This is a genomic window from Pseudomonas sichuanensis, assembly GCF_024749065.1.
In the GTDB taxonomy this organism is placed as follows: domain Bacteria; phylum Pseudomonadota; class Gammaproteobacteria; order Pseudomonadales; family Pseudomonadaceae; genus Aquipseudomonas; species Aquipseudomonas sichuanensis.
On record NZ_CP087185.1, the window covers coordinates 89,172 to 107,812 of the forward strand.

Below are 18,641 nucleotides of genomic sequence, written 5' to 3' on the forward strand. Positions count from 1 at the left end.
GCGTTTTGCTGCCCTTGGGGCCCTCATCGCCGGCAAGCCGGCTCCCACAGGGGCTGCGGTGATCCTTGTGGGAGCCGGCTTGCCGGCGATGAAGGCGGTGAGCCAAGCCCGAGCGTCCAGGCTGGCAGTGCACTCACACCGGCAACGCCATGTAGAACTGTGTCCCCTGCCCCGGACGTGAGAACACCCCCATGCGCCCGCCATGCAACTGCACGATTTCCTTGCACAGCGCCAAGCCCAGGCCTGCTCCGCCTTTCTTGCGTCCGACCTGCACGAACGGCTCGAAGATCCGCCCCTGCTGGCCATAGGCGATACCTTCGCCGTTGTCCTCGACGCTGACGATCACCCGTTCCGCGTGCCGCCGTGCATGCAGGCGGATATGCCCGCCGCTGGCGGTATGGCGGATGGCGTTGTGCAGCAGGTTGTCCAGCACCCGGTCGAGCTGGGCGATATCGGCCTGGATCCGCGGCAGCGGCGGCTCCAGTTCTCGAATCAGCTCGATCTGTTTTGCCGCAGCCTGCTCGGCAAAGCGGGCCTGGGCCCGTTCGAACAGGTCGTCGAGTGCGCAGGGCGCGAGTTCCAGCTTCTGCAGGCCGCTCTGGTAGCGGGAAAAGTTGAGCAGGTCGTTGATCAGTTGAGTGAGGCGCTGCATCTCCTCGCCGATGGTTTCCAGCAGGTCATGCTCACGGGCTTCGGCCGGGAAGCTGACCCGCTCGCGCAGCAGGCCGAAGGCCATGTGCATGCCGGTGACCGGGGTTCGCAGTTCGTGGGAGGCGCGCAACACGAACTCGCTGCGTACCCGCTCGAAGGCGCGCTGTTCGGTGACATCGTGCAGCACCATCACCGCGCCGAGGATCGGCCCTTGTGGGTGGCTGACCGGGGTCAGGCTGTAGGTCAGCAGGCGGCTTTCTTCGTCCACCTCCAGGCTCAGGTCGTCGGGTGGGCGATCCAGGCTGCCGCCGCGTAGCACCTGGCGCAGTTGCTGCTCCAGCTCCGGGCGTTGCAGCGCTTCGGCCAGGCTCGCGCCCAGGCGGTCGTGGCCCCAGCCCAACTGGCGCTGGGCCACCGGGTTGAAGTGCTCCAGGCGGCCCTGGCGGTCGATGATCAGCAGGCCGTCGTCGATGCTGTCGAGCACCGCTTGCAGGCGTTGCTGGCCCGCGAGCAACTCATCGACGTTGGTCGCCTGATGCTTGCGCAGGGCATCGGCCATCAGCCCGAAGCGCCGGGTCAGCTGGTTCAGCTCGGTGGCCTGGGTGACGGGCAGGGTCACGTCGAAGTTGCCCTGTCCCAGCTGGTCGGCCGCTTCGGCCAGCGCCTCGATGGGCTGGCCGAAGCGCCGAGCAATGTTGTGCGCGGTGATGAAGCCCAGCACCAGCACGGCCAGGCCCATCAGGCCAAGCAGGCCGCTGATCAGCAAGGCACGGTCGCGGGACGTTTCTTCACTGCGGGTGATGTGCTGCAACGCCTGCTCGTGTGAGTCGAGCAGGTCGTTGCGCAACTGGCTGAAGGCCGCCCCCAGGGGTTGCTCGGCCCCCAGGCTGCGCCAGGGGGCCGGGCTTTCCCGGTAGGCCTGGAGGAAGGCCTGGTAATGGCTGGCGGCCTTGCTGAAGCCGGTCCGTTCGCCGCCCTGCTCCAGCCCTTGGGTGAGCAGGGCCTGGAACTCGCTCTGCAAGCTGGCCAGGCTTTGCGCGGTGGTGTCCTCGTCGAGCATCAGGGTCAGTTGCTCGCCCAGGTTCTGCCGTAGCTTCAGCCCCAGTTCCAGGGTGTGGGAGGTGTCCTGCACCAGGCGCTGCTGCATGGTCGCCATCTGCAGCACACTGACCAGCCCCAGCAGCAGCCCCAGCAGGGCCACCGTGACCAGCGCCGAAATGCTCAGGAACAGCCGCGTGCGCAGCTTCATTGGCGTTTTCACAGGTTGAACTGCTTGCGCTTGCGGTACAGCGTGGAGGCATCGATGCCCAGGGTCTTGGCGGCCTGGTCGAGGGTGTCGCTGGCCGCCAGCACTGCCGCGATATGGGCGCGCTCCAGTTCGTCCAGGCTCAGTGCGGCGCCGACCCTGGGCGCGTTGCCGGTGGGCTGCTCGCCCATGCCCAGGTGGCTGATTTCCACGCGCTCCTGCGGGCAGATGATGCTGGCGCGCTCGACCACGTTGCGCAACTCACGGATGTTGCCTGGCCAGCGATAGTTGAGCAGTGCGGTGCGGGCTTCGTCGCTGAAACCACGGGCTGGGCGTGAATATTCTTTGACGAAGCGGGCGAGGAAGCGCTCGGCCAGGGTCAGGATGTCGTCGCTGCGCTCACGCAGCGGTGGCAGGTGCAAGGTGATCACGTTCAGGCGATAGAGCAGGTCTTCACGGAAACGGTTCTCGCGGACCATCTCGTCCAGGTTGAGGTTAGTCGCCGCCAGGATGCGCACATCGGCACGGCGGGTGACCGGGTCGCCGACCCGTTCGTATTCCTTGTCCTGGATGAAACGCAACAGTTTCGGCTGCAACGTGAGGGGAAAATCGCCGATCTCGTCGAGGAACAAGGTGCCGCCGTCAGCCTGGCTGACCCGCCCCAGGGTGCTTTCGCTGGCGCCGGTGAAGGCGCCCCGGGTGTGACCGAACAGCTCGCTCTCCATCAGCTCGGCATTCAGCGATGGGCAGTTGATGGTCACGCAGGCCTTGCGCGCGCGCTTGCTCCAGCCATGGATGGCGCGGGCCAGCTCGCCCTTGCCGGTGCCCGACTCGCCGAGGATGAGGATGTTGGCGTCGGTGGTCGCCACCTGCCGGGCGGTTTCCAGTACGGCCATCATGGCCGGGCTGTGGGAGTCGAGGCCGTCCTTGGGTTTGCGCAGCTCGCCTTCCAGCGCCTCCAGGCGCGCCGACAGCTGGCGCACTTCCAGTTGCTTGGCGGTAGCCAGGCGCAGCTGGTCAGGGCTGCAGGGTTTGACCAGGTAGTCGGCGGCGCCGGCCTGGATCGCGTCCACAGCGGTATCGATCGCCGAATGGGCAGTGACGATCACCACGCGCATCCAGGGGGCCTGGACGCGCATCTGCGCCAGTACATCGAGGCCGTTGTCCTCGCCCAGGCGCAAATCGAGGAAGCACAGGTCGAACACCTGGCGCTGCAGCAGGGCCTCGGCCTGGGCGGCACTGTTGGCGGTGGCCACGCTATAGCCCTCGTCCTCGAGGCAGTAGCGGAAGGTACGCAGGATGGCGGACTCATCGTCCACCAGCAGAATGCGGCCTTGGTTGTCCTGGGCTGATTCCATTTTCCTGCGCTCCTTTGGGATAGATCTCAATTAGTGTCGGAAAAATCGGGCAAGTTGCATGGTCGATTCTGATTGATCCGACGCCCTGCATGCTAGCCGGTTGCCTTGATGGTGGCTAAGTGACTGATAAATTTGGAGTTTGATGTAAGTAAGTGGCCATCATGGCGGTTGTGCGGGGTGCTGGTGGGTGTCGCCTACCCCAAAAGGCGGTCCAGGTGCGAGGGTCAATCGTGCAAATCGCCCGACGCGTTTGCCGGTCATCGTGCAGGATACGCCCCGCTCGATTTTCTAGAATTTCATAACTATATGATTTTATTGAGTTTTCATAACTGAAAAAGACTGGCACGCGAGCTGCAATTACCTGTTCAGGTTTCAAGAACAAGTACAGCAGGAGGAGCCGGCATGAATCACCCATCCACCAACCGCACGCAGTACGCCGTACTGCCCCTGCGCCAGTTGCTGTTCCTCGGCGCGGCCTTGCTGATCACCCTGGCAGCCGGCCAGTTCTACTACAGCTGGCAGACCGCCCGCCTGGCCGACCAGGTGGCGGCGCAGACCCTGGTGCTGACGCAGCTCAAGGCGAGCCGTGTGAGCACCCAGGTGGCGGCGGTGGCGCCGTTGCCGGTGGGTGACACCACCCCTGCACGGGTCGAGAACGTCCAGCCCGAGCAACGCTGGGTGTTCTAGACCACCAAAGTTTTTGCACACGTAAGGAGAAACATCATGCTGAGCTGGGCTATCACCTTCCTGATCATCGCCATTGTTGCCGCGGTCCTGGGCTTCGGTGGTATCGCTGGCGCGGCGACCGGCATCGCGAAGATCCTGTTCATCGTCTTCCTGGTGCTGTTCGTGGCTTCTTTCTTCTTCGGACGAGGCAGGGGTTGAACCATGAGGCGGATGCTTTGCCACGCCTTGGCTGGCGCCCTGCTTGCGGGCGCCAGCAGCCTGGCGCTGGCGGCCAATGACGGCCAGGTGCGGGCCAACCAGTTGTTAGGCTCGGACCCCGAATACCAGGAAACCTGGCAGCACACGATCAAGGGCGAGGAACGTTTGCCCGAATGGGTGATCAACCTCACCGGCAGCGCCCCGCTGCAGATGTCGGCGGTCACCGAGGACGGCGAGCAGTATCTGGTCGGCCCCTTGTGCGAGGCCGACAGCACCTGCACCTACAAGCGCCTGATCGTGGCGTTCAGCTGGGACAAGGACAATGCCTACGGGATGCTCGTGGAAGTACCCGAAGGCCTGCCCTCGGACAAGTCGCCCACCCGCCATGCGGACTATCGCTGGCTGGGCAAGCCTGACGACGGCATGAAGGCCTTGCTGCAGGAGCAGCTCAAGCGCGACCCGAATTGGTACTGAGCCATTTGAGGCCTGCGGGTACGCACTGTCACGAAATAGAAGCTGAACCTTTCTATCTTTCTGGCTTCTATGATGCGCCGCCCCGAGGAGGGGCAGCGCATGACCAGGGGGCCGGGCTGTTCTGATTGATGCAGGATCGGAGTGGCCTAGGGGTACAGGGAGTACCTCCGCAAGGGCCGGGTCAGGCGAAGGTGGCATCGGAAGTTTCAGATCGGTCATGGCCTACAGAGATCAGAGACCGATCTGGCTTCCGAGGTGCCTTTATGTAGGACTCATTCCTTATATGTACGTCTTTTCTCCAAAGACACATTTTGTCTTGACCGTACATCGAAATTTTTTAGCCTGACTGACAGCTCAGGTTCAGTGGCATTTCAGCCATTCGGATTGTCGAACACGCCATTCAAACCCCCGTACGCACGCCGTCAAATCTGCCGAATTATGGCGCTTTGGTCTTGTTCGGAAATCCGAACGTTGAAAATCAAGGGCTTGGCGATGCTCGATTTCATGTTCTGGTCTCATGCCGATTCGGCATGGGGTACTCGTTTCCGGCATTAGACTGCCCCCCTTCCCGTCGCAATAGTTGCCGCCTTTTTCCCTGGCCCAAGCACTCGAAAGATGTGCTCGCGGTGTCCTTTCATGGGGCCACCGCACGCCAAGGTCGTGTTGCCATCACGCTTTAAACGGCTCTGGTACGCGGCTTTGCGGTTGGCGTCCTTGACCACTACAACAAAGGGTAATGACATGAAGAAGGCAAAACTGAGCCTCGCCTGGCAGATCGTCATCGGTCTGTTGCTGGGCGTTGCAGTCGGCGCGCTACTGAATCATTTCAGTGCAGAAAAGGCATGGTGGATCAGCAACGTCCTCCAGCCGGCCGGCGACATCTTCATTCGCCTGATCAAGATGATCGTTGTCCCGATCGTGATTTCGTCGCTGATCGTGGGTATCGCCGGAGTTGGCGACGCGAAGAAACTGGGCAGCATTGGCCTCAAGACCATCCTCTACTTCGAGGTGGTGACCACCATCGCCATCGTCGTCGGCCTGGTGCTGGCCAACGTGTTCCACCCGGGCGCCGGCATCGACATGAGCACCCTGGGCACCGTCGACATCTCCAAGTACCAGGCCACCGCGGCCGAGGTGCAGCATGAGCACGCGTTCATCGAAACCCTGCTCAACCTGATCCCATCGAACATCTTCGCAGCGCTGATGCGTGGCGAAATGCTGCCGATCATCTTCTTCTCGGTCATGTTCGGCATGGGCTTGTCGAGCCTCAACGCCGAGCTGCGCGAGCCGCTGGTGCGCACCTTCCAGGGCGTGTCGGAGACCATGTTCAAGGTCACCCACATGATCATGAACTACGCCCCGATCGGCGTGTTCGCCCTGATTGCCGCCACTGTCGCCAACTTCGGCTTCGCCTCCTTGCTGCCGCTGGCCAAGCTGGTGCTGCTGGTGTACTTCGCCATCGCCTTCTTCGCCTTCATGGTGCTTGGCCTGGTGGCGCGCGTGTTCGGCTTCTCGATCATCAAGATCATGCGCATCATGAAAGACGAGCTGATCCTCGCCTACTCCACTTCCAGCTCCGAGACCGTGCTGCCGCGCGTGATCGAGAAGATGGAAAAGTACGGCGCGCCGAAGTCGATCTGCTCGTTCGTGGTGCCGACCGGCTACTCGTTCAACCTCGACGGCTCGACCCTGTACCAGAGCATCGCGGCGATCTTCATCGCCCAGCTGTACGGCATCGACCTGTCCTGGAGCCAGCAGCTGCTGCTGGTGCTGACCCTGATGGTCACTTCCAAAGGTATCGCCGGTGTACCGGGCGTGTCCTTCGTGGTGCTGCTGGCCACCCTGGGCAGCGTCGGTATCCCGCTGGAAGGCCTGGCCTTCATCGCCGGTGTCGACCGCATCATGGACATGGCCCGTACCGCGCTGAACGTGGTGGGTAACGCCCTGGCCGCCGTGGTCATCGCCAAATGGCAGGGTATGTACGACGCCGAAAAAGGCGAGGCGTACTACAAGTCGCTGGTGCTGGACAAAGGCAAGACCGAGGCAGTGGTGGCCGGCAAGACCGTCAACCAGTAAGCCTTCGCGCTGAACCCAAAAGCCCCGACTTGTCGGGGCTTTTTGTTTTCTGGCTTCTGGCTGGCAGATAGGTTGCCTGCTGCGGCCTCATCGCCGGCAAGCCGGCTCCCACAAGGGATCGCAAAGCCCTGTGGGAGCCGGCTTGCCGGCGAAGCGCCGCAACAGAGGGCGCAGGGTTTGCGCTATCATTCGGGCATTTTTCACGGGGGATCACAGATGCTCAACGGCCTCTGGCTCGGCTTTTTCCTGGTGGCGGCCATTTCCGCCCTGGCCCAATGGCTGGTCGGCGGCAACGCCGGCATCTTCGCCGCGATGGTCGAGAGCATCTTCGCCATGGCCAAGCTGTCGGTCGAGGTCATGGTCCTGCTGTTCGGCACCCTGACGCTGTGGCTGGGCTTTCTCAAGATCGCCGAGCAGGCCGGCATCGTCGAATGGCTGGCCAAGGTACTCGGCCCGCTGTTCGCCCGGCTGATGCCGGAAGTGCCGCCCGGCCACCCTGCCCTGGGCCTGATCACCATGAACTTCGCCGCCAATGGCCTGGGCCTGGACAACGCCGCCACCCCCATCGGCCTCAAGGCCATGCGCGCGCTGCAGGAGCTCAACCCCAGCAGCACCACGGCGAGCAACGCGCAGATCCTGTTCCTGGTGCTCAACGCCTCGTCGCTGACCCTGCTGCCGGTGACCATCTTCATGTACCGCGCCCAGCAGGGCGCGACCGACCCGACCCTGGTATTCCTGCCGATCCTGCTGGCCACCAGCTGCTCGACAATGGTCGGGCTGCTGTCGGTAGCGGTGATGCAGCGCCTGCGCCTGTGGGACCCGGTGGTGCTGGCCTACCTGATTCCCGGTGCACTGCTGCTGGGCGGTTTCATGGCGTTTCTCGGCACCCTCTCGGCGGCCGCGCTGGCCAGCCTGTCGTCGATCCTCGGCAACCTGACGCTGTTCGGCGTGATCATCCTGTTTTTGCTGATCGGCGCCTTGAAGCGGGTGAAGGTGTACGAGGTGTTCGTCGAAGGCGCCAAGGAAGGTTTCGACGTGGCCAAGAGCCTGCTGCCGTACCTGGTGGCGATGCTGGTGGCAGTCGGCGTGCTGCGTGCTTCCGGCGCCCTGGAGCTGGCTTTGGACGGTATCCGCCATGCGGTGAACTGGATGGGCCTGGACAGCCGCTTCGTCGAGGGCCTGCCCACCGCGCTGGTCAAGCCGTTCTCGGGCAGCGCGGCGCGGGCCATGCTGATCGAGACCATGCAGACCCACGGCGTCGACAGCTTCCCGGCGCTGGTGGCGGCGACCATCCAGGGCAGCACCGAAACCACCTTCTACGTGCTGGCGGTGTACTTCGGCGCGGTGGGCATCCAGCGGGTGCGCCATGCCGTGGGTTGCGCCCTGCTGGCCGAGCTGTCCGGCGTGGTCGCGGCGATCTTCGTCTGCTACTGGTTCTTCGCCTGAGCCTGAGCAGCCTGGCTCACGGTCCAGTCGATCACCTGGCGCGCCAGCTGGTCGCTGGCCGCGCCGAAGCCGGCGACCGCTGAGGGCACCTGCGTGCTGGCGAGTGGCTGGCGCACCTCGAAGCGCTTGCTGGCGAGGATGCGCTGGCTGCGCCCCTGCACCAGCCGCGCGTCGTAGCGGATCACCACCTCCACCTGGTCCTTGGCCCGGTATTCACTCTGGAACGCCTGCAGCTCGCCGCCCAGCTCGTAGTCGGCCTGCAGGTTGGCGTCGTCGGCGCTCAGGCGCTGCACCCGGCCGTCGCGCTGGAAGCCATCGAGCAGGCGGTTGCGCACCAGCATGGGCACGGGGTCGCTCCAGCGCGCGCCCTTGTAGCTGCTGATCACGTCACCCTGGGGGATCACCGCGATGCGCGGCCCGGCCAGGGCTTCGCTGGCCAAGGGTTTGTTCAGGCGCAGCGACCAGCTCGCCGGTGTGGCGTTGCCAGCCGCCTGCTGTACGGGCAAGCGGTAGATATCCACAGGTTCGGTCTGCGGCAGGATCGAGCAGGCCGAAACCAAGCTCAGCGTGGCGGCCAGGGTGAGCAGGCGCGGCGACAGGCTCATGGCTGGAACTCCTTGTTGTTGTCGCGACCGAGCAGATAGCCGCTGGGGTCGGCCTCCAGGCGCCGGGAGATGCCCTTGAGCGCATTGAGGGTGTCGCGCAGCTCGCGGATGGCCGGGGCGATCTGGTTCAGGCCCTGGGCGCCATCGTCGAGGGACTGGCGGTTGTCCTGCAGCAGGCTGTTGATGGTCGCGCTGCTTTGCGCCAGCGACTGCATGGCCTGCTCGGCGCTGCCGATGGCCTGCTTGCCCTGGGTGCCGAGCAGGCCGTTGGCGTTGCGCATCAGCGCCTGGGTTTCGGCCAGGGTGGCGCTGGCCTGCTTGCCGACCTCGCCCAGCTGGGATATGGCCGCACCGATGCCGTCTTTCTGGTTGGCGAAGGCGCCGGTAGTCTGGTCGAGGTTGGCCAGGGTGTTGCTCAGGTGCTCGATGTTGGTTTCCGAGAACATCTGGTTGGCGTTATGCAGCAGCAGGTTGATGTTGGTCACCAGGTCGCTGCTGTCGTTGAGCAGTTGCGAAATCGGCGATGGCGAGGCGACGATCACTGGCAGTTTGCCGTCCTGGCCCTTGAGCGCCGGGCTCTCTGGCGTGCCGCCGGTGAGCTGGATGAACGAGTTGCCGGTGACCCCGGCCAGGGTCAGCTTGGCCTTGGTGTCTTCCTTCACCGGCGTGTCGGCGGACAGGCGAATGCGCGCCAGTACCCGGCGCGGGTCTTTCGGGTCCAGGCGCAGGGTGCTGACGTCCCCGACCTTGATGCCGTTGTACTGCACTGGGCTGCCGCGGGACAGGCCGGAGACAGCCTCGTTGAACACGACTTGATAGTCCTTGAAGGCGTCGTCGACGCTGGACTTGGTCAGCCACAGGCCAAACAGCATGGCGCCAGCCACCACCAGCACGGTGACCAGACCGATCAGGACATGATGCGCTCGGGTTTCCATCGTTCAAGGCTCCTGGCGGGCGCGCAGGGCGGCGTCTTCGGCCGCCCGGCCGCGCGGGCCGTGAAAGTATTCGTGAATCCAGGTGTCGTCGGTCTGTTCGACTTCACTGAGGGGGCCGGCCACCAGCACCTTCTTCTGCGACAGCACCGCCACCCGGTCGGTAATGGTGTAGAGGGTGTCCAGGTCGTGGGTGATCAGGAACACCGACAGCCCCAGGGCGTCGCGCAGGGTGAGGATCAGTTGGTCGAAGGCGGCGGCGCCGATCGGGTCGAGGCCGGCAGTGGGCTCGTCGAGGAACAGGATGTCCGGGTCCAGCGCCAGGGCGCGGGCCAGGGCCGCGCGCTTGATCATGCCGCCGGACAGCGAGGCCGGGTACTTGTCGGCAGCGCTGATCGGCAGCCCGGCCAGGGCCAGCTTGACCCCGGCCAGGTGCTCGGCGTCGGCGCGCGACAGCCCGGCGTGCTCGATCAGCGGCAGCGCGACATTCTCGGTGACGGTCAGCGACGAGAACAGCGCGCCCTTCTGGAACAGCACGCCAAAGCGCCGCTCCACCTGCGAGCGTTGGCCTTCGTCGAGGGTGGCCAGGTTCTGGCCGAACACCTTGACGATGCCCTCGTTGGGCCGGCGCAAACCGATGATGCTGCGCAACAGCACCGACTTGCCGCTGCCCGAGCCCCCCACCACGGCGAGGATTTCGCCGCGGTACAGGTCCAGGTCGAGGTTTTCGTGCACGCTCTGGCTGCCGAAGCGGTTGCAGAGGCCCCGGGCTTCGATCACCGCTTCCCGGCCGTTCACCAGCCCATCTCCATGAAGAACAGCGCGGCCACCGCATCCAGCACGATGACCACGAAGATCGACTGCACCACCGCCGAGGTCGTGTGGGCGCCCACCGATTCGGCGCTGCCGCTGACCTTGAAGCCTTCCAGGCAGCCGATGGTGGCGATCAGGAAGGCGAAGAACGGCGCCTTGGCCAGGCCCACCAAAAAGTGCTGCACGCCGATGTCGCTTTGCAGCAGCGAGAGGAACATGGCCGGCGAGATGCCCAGCGACAGTGCGCAGACCACCGCGCCACCGACGATGCCGCAGATCATCGCGACGAAGGTCAGCAACGGCAGCGCGATCAGCAGCGCCAGCACCCGCGGCACCACCAGCAGCTCGATGGGGTTCAGGCCCAGGGTGCGGATGGCGTCGATCTCTTCGTTGGCTTTCATCGAGCCGATCTGCGCGGTGAACGCGCTGGCGGTCCGCCCGGCCATGAGGATGGCGGTCAGCAGCACGGCGAATTCGCGCAGGAAAGAGAACGCCACCAGGTCGACGGTGAAGATCGTCGCGCCGAAGTTGGCCAGCACCGTGGCGCCGAGGAAGGCCACCACGGCGCCGACCAGGAAGGTCAGCAGGGCAACGATGGGGGCGGCGTCCAGGCCGGTCTGTTCGAGGTGGGCGACCACCGGGGTGACGCGCCAGCGGTGGGGCTGCAGCAGGCGGCGCAGCAGGGTTTCGAGGATCAGGCCGATAAAGCCCAGCACTTGTTTGGTGTCTTGCCACAGGGTGTCGACGGCGCAGCCGATGCGCGCCAGCAGCAGGAGCAGCACCGGGCGCTCGGGTTGTTTGACCGGGATGCAGTAGTCCTGCACCGAGCAGTAGACGTTCTTGAGCAGGGCGCGGCTGGCGTCGGGGAGTTGGTCGGTACAGTGCGCCAGGCGTTCGGAGCCGAGCAGTTCGGCCAGCAGTGAGGCGCCGGCGGTGTCCAGGCGGCCCAGCTGGCTGAGGTCGACCTGGGTGTCGGCGCCGTACTGGCTGCGCAGCTGCTCGCAGTCGCGCTTGAGGCTGGCGTAGTGGGCCAGGGTCCAGTCGCCGACGATACGCAGGCGAGTGGGCTGCTGGTTGTTGTCCAGAGTTGCGCTCGGGGCGGTCATAGGCTCCATGCATCTGACTGGCGGATGGCGAGTCAGATCATAGCGCAGTGGGGCCGCGTTGCGGCCTTATCGCTGGCAAGCCAGTTCCCACAAGGTTCCAGTGAGTGATCATTGTGGGAGCTGGCTTGCCAGCGATAGGGCCAGAGCCGATCAACTTTTCGCTGCGTCATCCAGTACTTTGAACCGCAGCACCCCGATCACCTGGCCATCCTCGGTCAGCACCCGCACCTGCCACTTGCCCACCGGGTTGGGCGGGAAGTTCTGCTTGTGGGTCCAGGCCCGGTAGCCTTCCTTGCGCCCGCCGTGAATGTCCAGGGCGATGCGGTCCACCTCTTTGCCGTCCAGCTGCCACACGTGGTAAATGCGCTCGTTGAGGCCGCGCGGGGCATTGATCGCGGTGTAGGCGTACAGACCGCCATTGCGGATGCGGCTGGCGGGTACTTCCTCCAGCGACGCGCCCGGCTGGCGGTTGAGCACTTCGGTGCTGATCGCCACGTCGGTCATCCACAGGGTCGCTGGCGGCACCCAGGAACGCATCAGCCAGCCGCCGCCGCCCACTGCCAGGGTCACCAGCACCAGTGCCACGCCCCGGCGCCAGTTGCTGATCGGGAAGCTGCTGGCCAGGCTTGGGAACGACAGCACCATGGCGGCGACCAGCGCCAGCTTGAAGCTCTGCGCGGTGGTCAGGTGCAGGATGATCGGCAGTGCCGTGAGCAGCGCGGCAAACAGCGTCAGGGTGTGCAGTGCCAGGAACAGCCAGCGCCTGGGGGCCAGCCACTTGTGGTACAGCGGGTCGACGATGGAAATCAGCCCCGCGGCGCCGAGCAGGCCGGTGAAGATCAGCTGGCCGCTGTTCCAGGTGGTGGTGATGAAGAAGAACGGCAGGACGAAGAACAGGCTTTCCTGGTGGATCATCTGCGTTGCGAAGCGCAGCAGCGGCTGGGGGATCTCACGCTTGAAGGTGCGCGCGAACAGCTCGGTGAGGGTGTTCTCCAGCATCAGCCAGACCCAGCTGATCAGCATGACGATGGCGATCCAGCTGGCCAGGCCGGCCTGGCGGTCGACCAGGATGAAACTGCCGATACCCGACAGGAAACCGTAGAGCGCGATGATGCCGGGGTAGCGCTTGAGCAGTTCGATCACGCGCAGGACGAAGTTGGGTATTGGGGGCATGGGGCTACAACAGAATGATTGGGAGGCTGCTCGGGCCTCTTCGCGGGTAAACCCGCTCCCACAAGGTTCACCGATAACCCTGTGGGAGCGGGTTTACCCGCGAAGAGGCCGGCACAGGATACCGCCGAACCCCTACTTTCGTGTAGCGCCGCTGGGGCGATTCGCCATTACGCGCCGCCAGCGAACCAGCCCGGCCGCAAGGATCAGCCCGAGCAACAGCGCCACCAACCCATATAGTTCGTCATACCCCAGCAACGGTTTCTCGATGCGCAGGTACCCCGGCTCCTTGAGCATTTCGCGCAGGGCCTCGTTGGCCTGCTTGAGGCTGACCTGGCGCATTGCCCGCACCGGGTCGCTGAAGCGGCCGTTCTCGTACGCGTTCAGCGCACCCCAGTAATAGTCGGCCAACGCCGTGTTGCCCTGGGTGCTCCAGCTCTCGCGGGCAATCGCCGCGTCCTTGATGCGGGCGAAGGTGTCCGGGTCCAGGCCGTGCTTGCGCAGGTGCTCGAATAGTTGCTCGAGCACCTTCACCGCCGCATCGAGGTCCTGGCGCTCAAGGTCGGCATTGAGGCTCAAGAGGCCGGTGTCGCCGAAGCTCTCGCGTTGCGCCGAGGGGCCGTAGGACAGGCCGTGGCGCAAGCGCAGCTGGTCGTACAGCGCCCAGTCCAGGTAGCGCGAGAGCAGTTCGAGGGTCTGGTCGTTGTCCGTGTCCAGCGTGGGTTCGATGAACAACCAGTGCAGCTTGACGTTGTCGCCCAGCCAGCCACGGGTCAGGTCGCGGCGTTGCTCGGCCTGCTGGCTGATGGTCTCGAGGCTGCGGCGCTCCTCGGGTTCGGTCGCCGGCAAGGCGCCGAAGGTACGTTCCAGATAGGCCGGCAGCAGGCGGTCGAGGCCGCCGACGACGATCAGGCTCATGTTGTTGGCGGCGTACCAGTGCTCGCGCAGGTGCTGCACCTGCTCCAGGGTCATGTCGTCGAGGTCGGAGCGCTCCTTGCACTTGAGGCCCAGTTCGGTCGCCAGTTGATCGCTGGCCGGGTGGCCGACTTCCTGGCGGTCGAGCCAGCGCTGCAGGTGCCCGTAATGGCCGCCGTCCTCGCGCTCTATGATGCGCTTGGCCGTGGCCAGCGCCTTGGCATCGATATGGGTGTCGCGCAGCAGCGCCAGCAGCAGGTCGAGCACTTTGCGCTGGTTGCGTGCCGGGGCCTCGATGACGAAGGTGGTGTCGGCGCTGCTGGTGAAGGCGTTCCATTCCCCGCCCAGCTCTTGCAGGCGTTCTTCCAGGCCGCCCTCGCCGGTGTCGTCGATGCCGCTGAACAGCAGGTGTTCGAGCAGGTGCGGCAGCTCGCGCTGGTTGCAATCGAAGTCGTCCAGGCCCACGCCCACCACCAGGCGGATCGACACATGGTCGCGCTCGTAGCCGGACTTGAGGATCACCTGCAGGCCGTTGGGCAACAGGTAGCCCTCGACCCGCGAGCGATCGAGGGCGAAGGTAGGCAGGCTGGCGATCAGCAGGCAAATGAACATCAGACAACGCATGGGCGAGCTACGGTCTCCGGGGGCAAAGGCTCAAGGCTGGCGGGCTTCGTCCGGCACGCTGTCGAGCATCAGCCCGCCGGTGTCGGTGCCGCCCAGTACCACATAGGCACTGCTGCAGAACAAAGAGTTCAACCGTTTCATGTCGGCAATGAGTTCCAAGTGTAGCGAACTGGTTTCGATACTCTGCACCACTTTACGTTGCAGGCGGCTGACATGGGCATGCGCCAGGCGCCGCTCCTGGGCGCGGAAGCGGCGTTTTTCGCGCAGCAGCTGGTGCGCGCTTTGCGGGTCGGCGCTGAGGAACACCGACAGGCCCAGGCGCAGGTTGGCCAGCAGTTGCTCCTGCAGGCCGGTCAGCTCCTCCAGGCCGGTTTGCGAGAACTCGCGGCGCTGGGAGGTTTTTTGCTGCTGGACCTTGCGCAGCATGCGCTCGATCAGGTCGGTGGCCAGCTTGAGGTTGATTGCCAGCTCGATGATCTCGGCCCAGCGCCGGTTGTCCTGCTCGCTCAGGTCTTCGCGGGGCATCTGTGCCAGGTACAGCTTGATGGCGTTGTACAGCGCCTCGGCGTCTTCGGCGAGGGTGCGTACCTGCTGCGGCATGGCGGTCTGGGTGCCGCGCAGGGCGCCAAGCATGGCGTCGAGCAGGCTGTCGACCAGGTCGCCCAGGCGCAGGGTTTCGCGCACCGCATTGGCCAGCGCCAGGCTCGGCGTAGTGAGTGCCGTGGGGTCGAGATGGCGTGCCTGGGTATGGCCGTTGCCGTTGCCCCGTTCGGGCAGCAGGAAGTTGCACAGACGGCCCATGGGCTTGACCGTGGGCAGCATCAGCAGGCAGCGCAGGGTGTTGTAGAGCAGGTGGAAGCCGATCACCAGCTCCTGCGGGCTGAAGCTCAGGCTGTCCATCCAGTCCACCAGCGGGTGCAGCACCGGGATGATCAGCACCAGGCCGAACAGCTTGTACAGCAGGCTGCCCAATGCCACCCGGCGCCCTGCCGAGTTCTGCAGGCTGGTGGTGAGGAAGGCCAGCAGGCCGCTGCCGATGTTGGCGCCGATCACCAGGCCGATGGCCACTGGCAGGCTGATCACCTCGGCGCCGGCCAGGGTGGCGGTGAGCAGCACGGCGGCCAGGCTGGAGTAGGAAATCATGGCGAACAGCGCGCCGATCAGCGCGTCGAGCAGGATGTCGCCGGTCAGCGAGGCGAACAGCACCTTCACGCCCTGGGCGTGGGTGATCGGGTTGGCGGCGTGCACGATCAGTTGCAGCGCCAGGATGATCAGCCCCAGGCCGATGCCGACGCGGCCCAGTTGGCCGGCGCGGGTCTGTTTGCGCGAAAGGAAGAAGATCACCCCGAGGAAGATCAGCAGCGGCGACAGCCAGGACAGGTCGAAGGTCAGCACCCGCGCCATCAGCGCGGTGCCGACGTCGGCGCCGAGCATGATTGCCAGGGCCGGGGTCATGGCCATCAGGCCCTGGCCGACGAACGAGGTGACCAGCATGGCGGTGGCGTTGCTGCTTTGCACCATGGCGGTGACCACGATGCCGGCGATGAACGCCAGCGGGCGCTTGTTCATGTTCTGGCTGAGCACCCGGCGCAGGTTCGAACCATAGACGCGCAGGATGCCGGTACGGACGATGTGCGTGCCCCACACCAGCAGGGCCACGGCGGAGAGCAGGTTGAGCAGGGTCAGCATGGTCGGGCCCCCTTGTTCTTCTATGCCCCTGGGCGGGGCCAATGGTGCGGCGGTGAGCCTGGCCCGGGGGTGGGCTGGTTTTTCCAGTGCTCACTGAAGCTTTAGTTGTTTTGCGCGGTGGGTGCCAGCTTGGCATGACGGAAAACTATTTGAAACATGGCACGATCCTGTGGGAGCGGGTTTACCCGCGAACACCGGCAAAGCCGGTGCCATGCATAGCGGTGCCTGTTTCGCGGGTAAACCCGCTCCCACAGGAACGCAAAAAGGGCCCCGAAGGGCCCTTTCTGTACTGCACTCGCCGGGATTACTGACCCGGAATGTCCTTGCGCAGTTTCACAGCGTCAGGCTCTTCACCCTTCTTGCGCGCCGCCGCGGTGCGCATGCGGATGTTGATCGCTTCCACCGCCAGCGAGAAGGCCATGGCGAAGTAGACATAGCCCTTCGGCACATGCACGTCGAAAGATTCGGCGATCAGCACGGTACCGACGACGATCAGGAACGAAAGCGCAAGCATCTTCAGCGATGGGTGCTTGTCGATGAAGTCGCTGATGGTACCGGCGCAGAGCATCATCACCAGTACTGCGACGATGATCGCGGCGATCATCACCGGCACGTGGGAAACCATGCCCACGGCAGTGATCACCGAGTCCAGCGAGAACACGATGTCGATGATGGCGATCTGGATGATGGTGTAGAAGAACTTGCCGCCCGCGCCTTTGGGCTGGTCCGGGCTTTCGTCCTCGCCTTCCAGGCCGTGGTAGATCTCTTGCGAGCTTTTCCACAGCAGGAACAGGCCACCGAAGAACAGGATCAGGTCGCGCCCGGAGATGCCTTGGCCGAGCACATGGAACAGGTCGTCGGTCAGGCGCATGACCCAGGTGATCGACAGCAGCAGCAGGATCCGCGTGACCATGGCCAGGGCCAGGCCGAAGATCCGCGTGCGCGGCTGCATGTGCTTGGGCATGCGGCTGACCAGGATCGAGATCATGATGATGTTGTCGATCCCCAGCACGATCTCAAGGGCCGTGAGGGTGAAAAAGGCAACCCAGATTTCCGGGCTGGTCAGCCATTCCATGTGTATTCCTTCGAGCGGTAATGGCAAAGCGCCCGGGGTGGGCGCTTTGCGGTTGGATGAAGCGTGTGTATTACAGACTGCTGAACAGCGGGAATGTCCCCAGGGCCAGCGCGCCGAACATTATGCACAGGCACACCAGCACTGCCCACTTGAGGGTGAAGCGCTGGTGATCGCCGAACTCGATGCCGGCCAGGGCCACCAGCAGATAGGTGGAGGGTACCAGCGGGCTGAGCAGGTGTACCGGCTGGCCGACGATCGATGCGCGGGCCATTTCCACCGGGGTGACGCCGTAGTGGCTGGCGAACTCCGACAGCACCGGCAGCACGCCGTAGTAGAAGGCGTCGTTGGACATGAAGAAGGTGAACGGCATGCTGACCAGGGCGGTGATCACCGCCATGTACGGGCCGAACGCTTCCGGGATCACCGCCAGCAGGCTCTTGGACATGGCGTCGACCATGCCGGTGCCCGACAGGATGCCGGTGAAGATGCCGGCGGCGAAGATCAGCCCGCTCACGGCCAGCACGCTGGAGGCGTGGGCGCCGATGCGGTCCTTCTGCTGCTGCAGGCAGGGGTAGTTGACGATCATGGCGATACTGAAGGCGATCATGAACAACACCGGCAGCGGCAGTACGCCTGCGATCAGCGCGACCATCAGGGCGGCGGTCAGGGCGCCGTTGAACCAGATCAGCTTGGGCCGGCGCGCTTCGGGGAACTGCGACACGCTGATTTCGCTGTGGTCGATGTCATCGGTCGGCAGGTGCAGTTCACCCAGGCGGGCACGTTCACGCAGGCCATACCAGTAGGCGATGGCGAGGATCGCCAGCACACCGAAGGCCATGGCCGGGATCATCGGCACGAAGATGTCCGAGGGATCCACATGCAGGGCGCTGGCGGCGCGGGCAGTCGGGCCGCCCCAGGGAGTCATGTTCATCACCCCGCCGGCCAGGATGATCAGGCCGGCCATGATCCGCGGGCTCATCCCCAGGCGGCTGTACAGCGGCAGCATGGCGGCGCAGCAGATCATGTAGGTGGTGGCGCCGTCACCGTCGAGGGAGACGACCAGAGCCAGCACGGCGGTGCCGACCGAGACTTTCAGCGGGTCGCCCTTGACCAGCTTGAGGATCTTGCGCACGGCCGGGTCGAACAGGCCGGAATCGATCATCAGGGCGAAGTACAGGATGGCGAACATCAGCATCACGCCGGTGGGCGCAAGCTTGCTGATGCCTTGCAGCATCATCGGGCCGATGTCGCTGTAGAAGCCGCCGAACAGGGCGAACAGGATCGGTACCAGGATCAGCGCGATCAAGGCCGACAGGCGCTTGGTCATGATCAGGTACATGAAGGTGATGACCATGGCAAAGCCGAGGAAGGTCAGCATGGCGGTACTCCAGGCGTGGCGCGGCGAAAGGAAGGACGATTCGGGCGGATCAGCGCGTCAGGCGCTGCGCGGGGAGTAGGCGAAGAGGGACTGCGGGAAGGCGGGCACAGGAAAACATCAGAATCACCATTGTTGTTGTTGATTGGGCCGGGCACGGAAGTTTCCGGGTGCCCTGGCTGACCGGTCTGCTGCCGGTAG

At 64.6% G+C, this 18,641-nt stretch carries 16 protein-coding genes; 5 read left to right on the top strand and 11 right to left on the bottom strand.

The genetic code is table 11. The annotated features are described in order from the left end of the window. Positions 1–133: 133 nt before the first annotated feature. Both LOY51_RS00445 and algB read right to left on the bottom strand, forming a co-directional pair. Positions 134–1,900 (bottom strand): KinB sensor domain-containing domain, encoded by a 1,767-nt coding sequence (locus tag LOY51_RS00445; RefSeq protein ID WP_374046885.1) that lies wholly within the window; start codon positions 1,898–1,900, stop codon positions 134–136. Between the two features lie 8 nt (positions 1,901–1,908). Next, positions 1,909–3,255 carry a sigma-54-dependent response regulator transcription factor AlgB gene (gene algB, locus LOY51_RS00450; RefSeq protein ID WP_125462088.1) on the bottom strand — a complete coding sequence of 449 codons (1,347 nt, stop codon included), beginning with the start codon at positions 3,253–3,255 and terminating at the stop codon, positions 1,909–1,911. A gap of 402 nt (positions 3,256–3,657) precedes the next feature. Between algB and LOY51_RS00455 the strand changes: the two genes are divergently transcribed. The 5 genes from LOY51_RS00455 to LOY51_RS00475 all read left to right on the top strand — a co-directional run bounded on the left by LOY51_RS00455 (position 3,658) and on the right by LOY51_RS00475 (position 8,136). Next, the gene (locus LOY51_RS00455) at positions 3,658–3,942 is read left to right on the top strand and encodes a hypothetical protein (RefSeq protein ID WP_125462089.1); all 285 of its coding nucleotides are present in this window, start codon (positions 3,658–3,660) and stop codon (positions 3,940–3,942) included. Positions 3,943–3,978: 36 nt separating this feature from the next. Continuing rightward, positions 3,979–4,140: a DUF1328 domain-containing protein gene (locus tag LOY51_RS00460; protein ID WP_003252966.1), complete on the top strand. Its 162-nt coding sequence runs from the start codon at positions 3,979–3,981 to the stop codon at positions 4,138–4,140. Positions 4,141–4,143: 3 nt separating this feature from the next. Continuing rightward, positions 4,144–4,614, top strand: coding sequence for an inhibitor of vertebrate lysozyme family protein (locus LOY51_RS00465; protein WP_125462090.1), 471 nt, complete (start codon positions 4,144–4,146; stop codon positions 4,612–4,614). Between the two features lie 741 nt (positions 4,615–5,355). Then, positions 5,356–6,690, top strand: coding sequence for a glutamate/aspartate:proton symporter GltP (gltP, locus tag LOY51_RS00470; protein ID WP_110995031.1), 1,335 nt, complete (start codon positions 5,356–5,358; stop codon positions 6,688–6,690). Positions 6,691–6,906: 216 nt separating this feature from the next. Further along, entirely contained in the window at positions 6,907–8,136 is a 1,230-nt protein-coding gene (locus LOY51_RS00475) for a spore maturation protein (protein ID WP_258643921.1), read from the top strand. Here LOY51_RS00475 and LOY51_RS00480 read toward each other — a convergent pair. From LOY51_RS00480 to LOY51_RS00520, 9 genes are all read right to left on the bottom strand, one after another. Further along, positions 8,118–8,741 (bottom strand): ABC-type transport auxiliary lipoprotein family protein, encoded by a 624-nt coding sequence (locus LOY51_RS00480; protein ID WP_125462092.1) that lies wholly within the window; start codon positions 8,739–8,741, stop codon positions 8,118–8,120. The two genes, LOY51_RS00475 and LOY51_RS00480, sit on opposite strands and share 19 nt — an antisense overlap. Further along, complete coding sequence (locus tag LOY51_RS00485) at positions 8,738–9,676, bottom strand: MlaD family protein (RefSeq protein ID WP_125462093.1); 939 nt, start codon at positions 9,674–9,676, stop codon at positions 8,738–8,740. Before LOY51_RS00485 ends, LOY51_RS00480 begins: the two co-directional genes overlap by 4 nt. Positions 9,677–9,679: 3 nt before the next feature. Continuing rightward, entirely contained in the window at positions 9,680–10,471 is a 792-nt protein-coding gene (locus tag LOY51_RS00490; protein ID WP_125857030.1) for an ABC transporter ATP-binding protein, read from the bottom strand. Beyond that, positions 10,468–11,601, bottom strand: a complete 1,134-nt coding sequence (locus tag LOY51_RS00495; RefSeq protein ID WP_125857031.1) for an ABC transporter permease — start codon at positions 11,599–11,601, stop codon at positions 10,468–10,470. Before LOY51_RS00495 ends, LOY51_RS00490 begins: the two co-directional genes overlap by 4 nt. Before the next feature lie 141 nt (positions 11,602–11,742). Next, positions 11,743–12,765, bottom strand: coding sequence for a DUF5924 family protein (locus LOY51_RS00500; protein ID WP_258643924.1), 1,023 nt, complete (start codon positions 12,763–12,765; stop codon positions 11,743–11,745). A 132-nt stretch (positions 12,766–12,897) separates the two neighbouring features. Beyond that, positions 12,898–14,301, bottom strand: coding sequence for a M16 family metallopeptidase (locus LOY51_RS00505; RefSeq protein ID WP_258643926.1), 1,404 nt, complete (start codon positions 14,299–14,301; stop codon positions 12,898–12,900). A gap of 30 nt (positions 14,302–14,331) precedes the next feature. After that, positions 14,332–15,990, bottom strand: a complete 1,659-nt coding sequence (locus LOY51_RS00510; RefSeq protein ID WP_258643928.1) for a Na/Pi cotransporter family protein — start codon at positions 15,988–15,990, stop codon at positions 14,332–14,334. Positions 15,991–16,294: 304 nt separating this feature from the next. Then, positions 16,295–17,065: a TerC family protein gene (locus LOY51_RS00515; protein WP_125857035.1), complete on the bottom strand. Its 771-nt coding sequence runs from the start codon at positions 17,063–17,065 to the stop codon at positions 16,295–16,297. 70 nt (positions 17,066–17,135) lie between these two features. After that, a complete protein-coding gene (locus LOY51_RS00520) occupies positions 17,136–18,443 on the bottom strand; it encodes a CitMHS family transporter (RefSeq protein WP_110995041.1) in 1,308 nt (435 codons plus the stop codon). Positions 18,444–18,641: the final 198 nt, after the last annotated feature.

Excerpts from the sequence above, each read along its gene's own strand:
- LOY51_RS00445 (WP_374046885.1), bottom strand. The coding sequence starts at position 1,900 with ATGAAGCTGCGCACGCGGCTGTTCCTGAGCATTTCGGCGCTGGTCACG.
- algB (WP_125462088.1), bottom strand. The coding sequence starts at position 3,255 with ATGGAATCAGCCCAGGACAACCAAGGCCGCATTCTGCTGGTGGACGAT.
- LOY51_RS00455 (WP_125462089.1), top strand. The coding sequence starts at position 3,658 with ATGAATCACCCATCCACCAACCGCACGCAGTACGCCGTACTGCCCCTG.
- LOY51_RS00460 (WP_003252966.1), top strand. The coding sequence starts at position 3,979 with ATGCTGAGCTGGGCTATCACCTTCCTGATCATCGCCATTGTTGCCGCG.
- LOY51_RS00465 (WP_125462090.1), top strand. The coding sequence starts at position 4,144 with ATGAGGCGGATGCTTTGCCACGCCTTGGCTGGCGCCCTGCTTGCGGGC.
- gltP (WP_110995031.1), top strand. The coding sequence starts at position 5,356 with ATGAAGAAGGCAAAACTGAGCCTCGCCTGGCAGATCGTCATCGGTCTG.
- LOY51_RS00475 (WP_258643921.1), top strand. The coding sequence starts at position 6,907 with ATGCTCAACGGCCTCTGGCTCGGCTTTTTCCTGGTGGCGGCCATTTCC.
- LOY51_RS00480 (WP_125462092.1), bottom strand. The coding sequence starts at position 8,741 with ATGAGCCTGTCGCCGCGCCTGCTCACCCTGGCCGCCACGCTGAGCTTG.
- LOY51_RS00485 (WP_125462093.1), bottom strand. The coding sequence starts at position 9,676 with ATGGAAACCCGAGCGCATCATGTCCTGATCGGTCTGGTCACCGTGCTG.
- LOY51_RS00495 (WP_125857031.1), bottom strand. The coding sequence starts at position 11,601 with ATGGAGCCTATGACCGCCCCGAGCGCAACTCTGGACAACAACCAGCAG.
- LOY51_RS00500 (WP_258643924.1), bottom strand. The coding sequence starts at position 12,765 with ATGCCCCCAATACCCAACTTCGTCCTGCGCGTGATCGAACTGCTCAAG.
- LOY51_RS00505 (WP_258643926.1), bottom strand. The coding sequence starts at position 14,301 with ATGCGTTGTCTGATGTTCATTTGCCTGCTGATCGCCAGCCTGCCTACC.
- LOY51_RS00510 (WP_258643928.1), bottom strand. The coding sequence starts at position 15,990 with ATGCTGACCCTGCTCAACCTGCTCTCCGCCGTGGCCCTGCTGGTGTGG.
- LOY51_RS00515 (WP_125857035.1), bottom strand. The coding sequence starts at position 17,065 with ATGGAATGGCTGACCAGCCCGGAAATCTGGGTTGCCTTTTTCACCCTC.
- LOY51_RS00520 (WP_110995041.1), bottom strand. The coding sequence starts at position 18,443 with ATGCTGACCTTCCTCGGCTTTGCCATGGTCATCACCTTCATGTACCTG.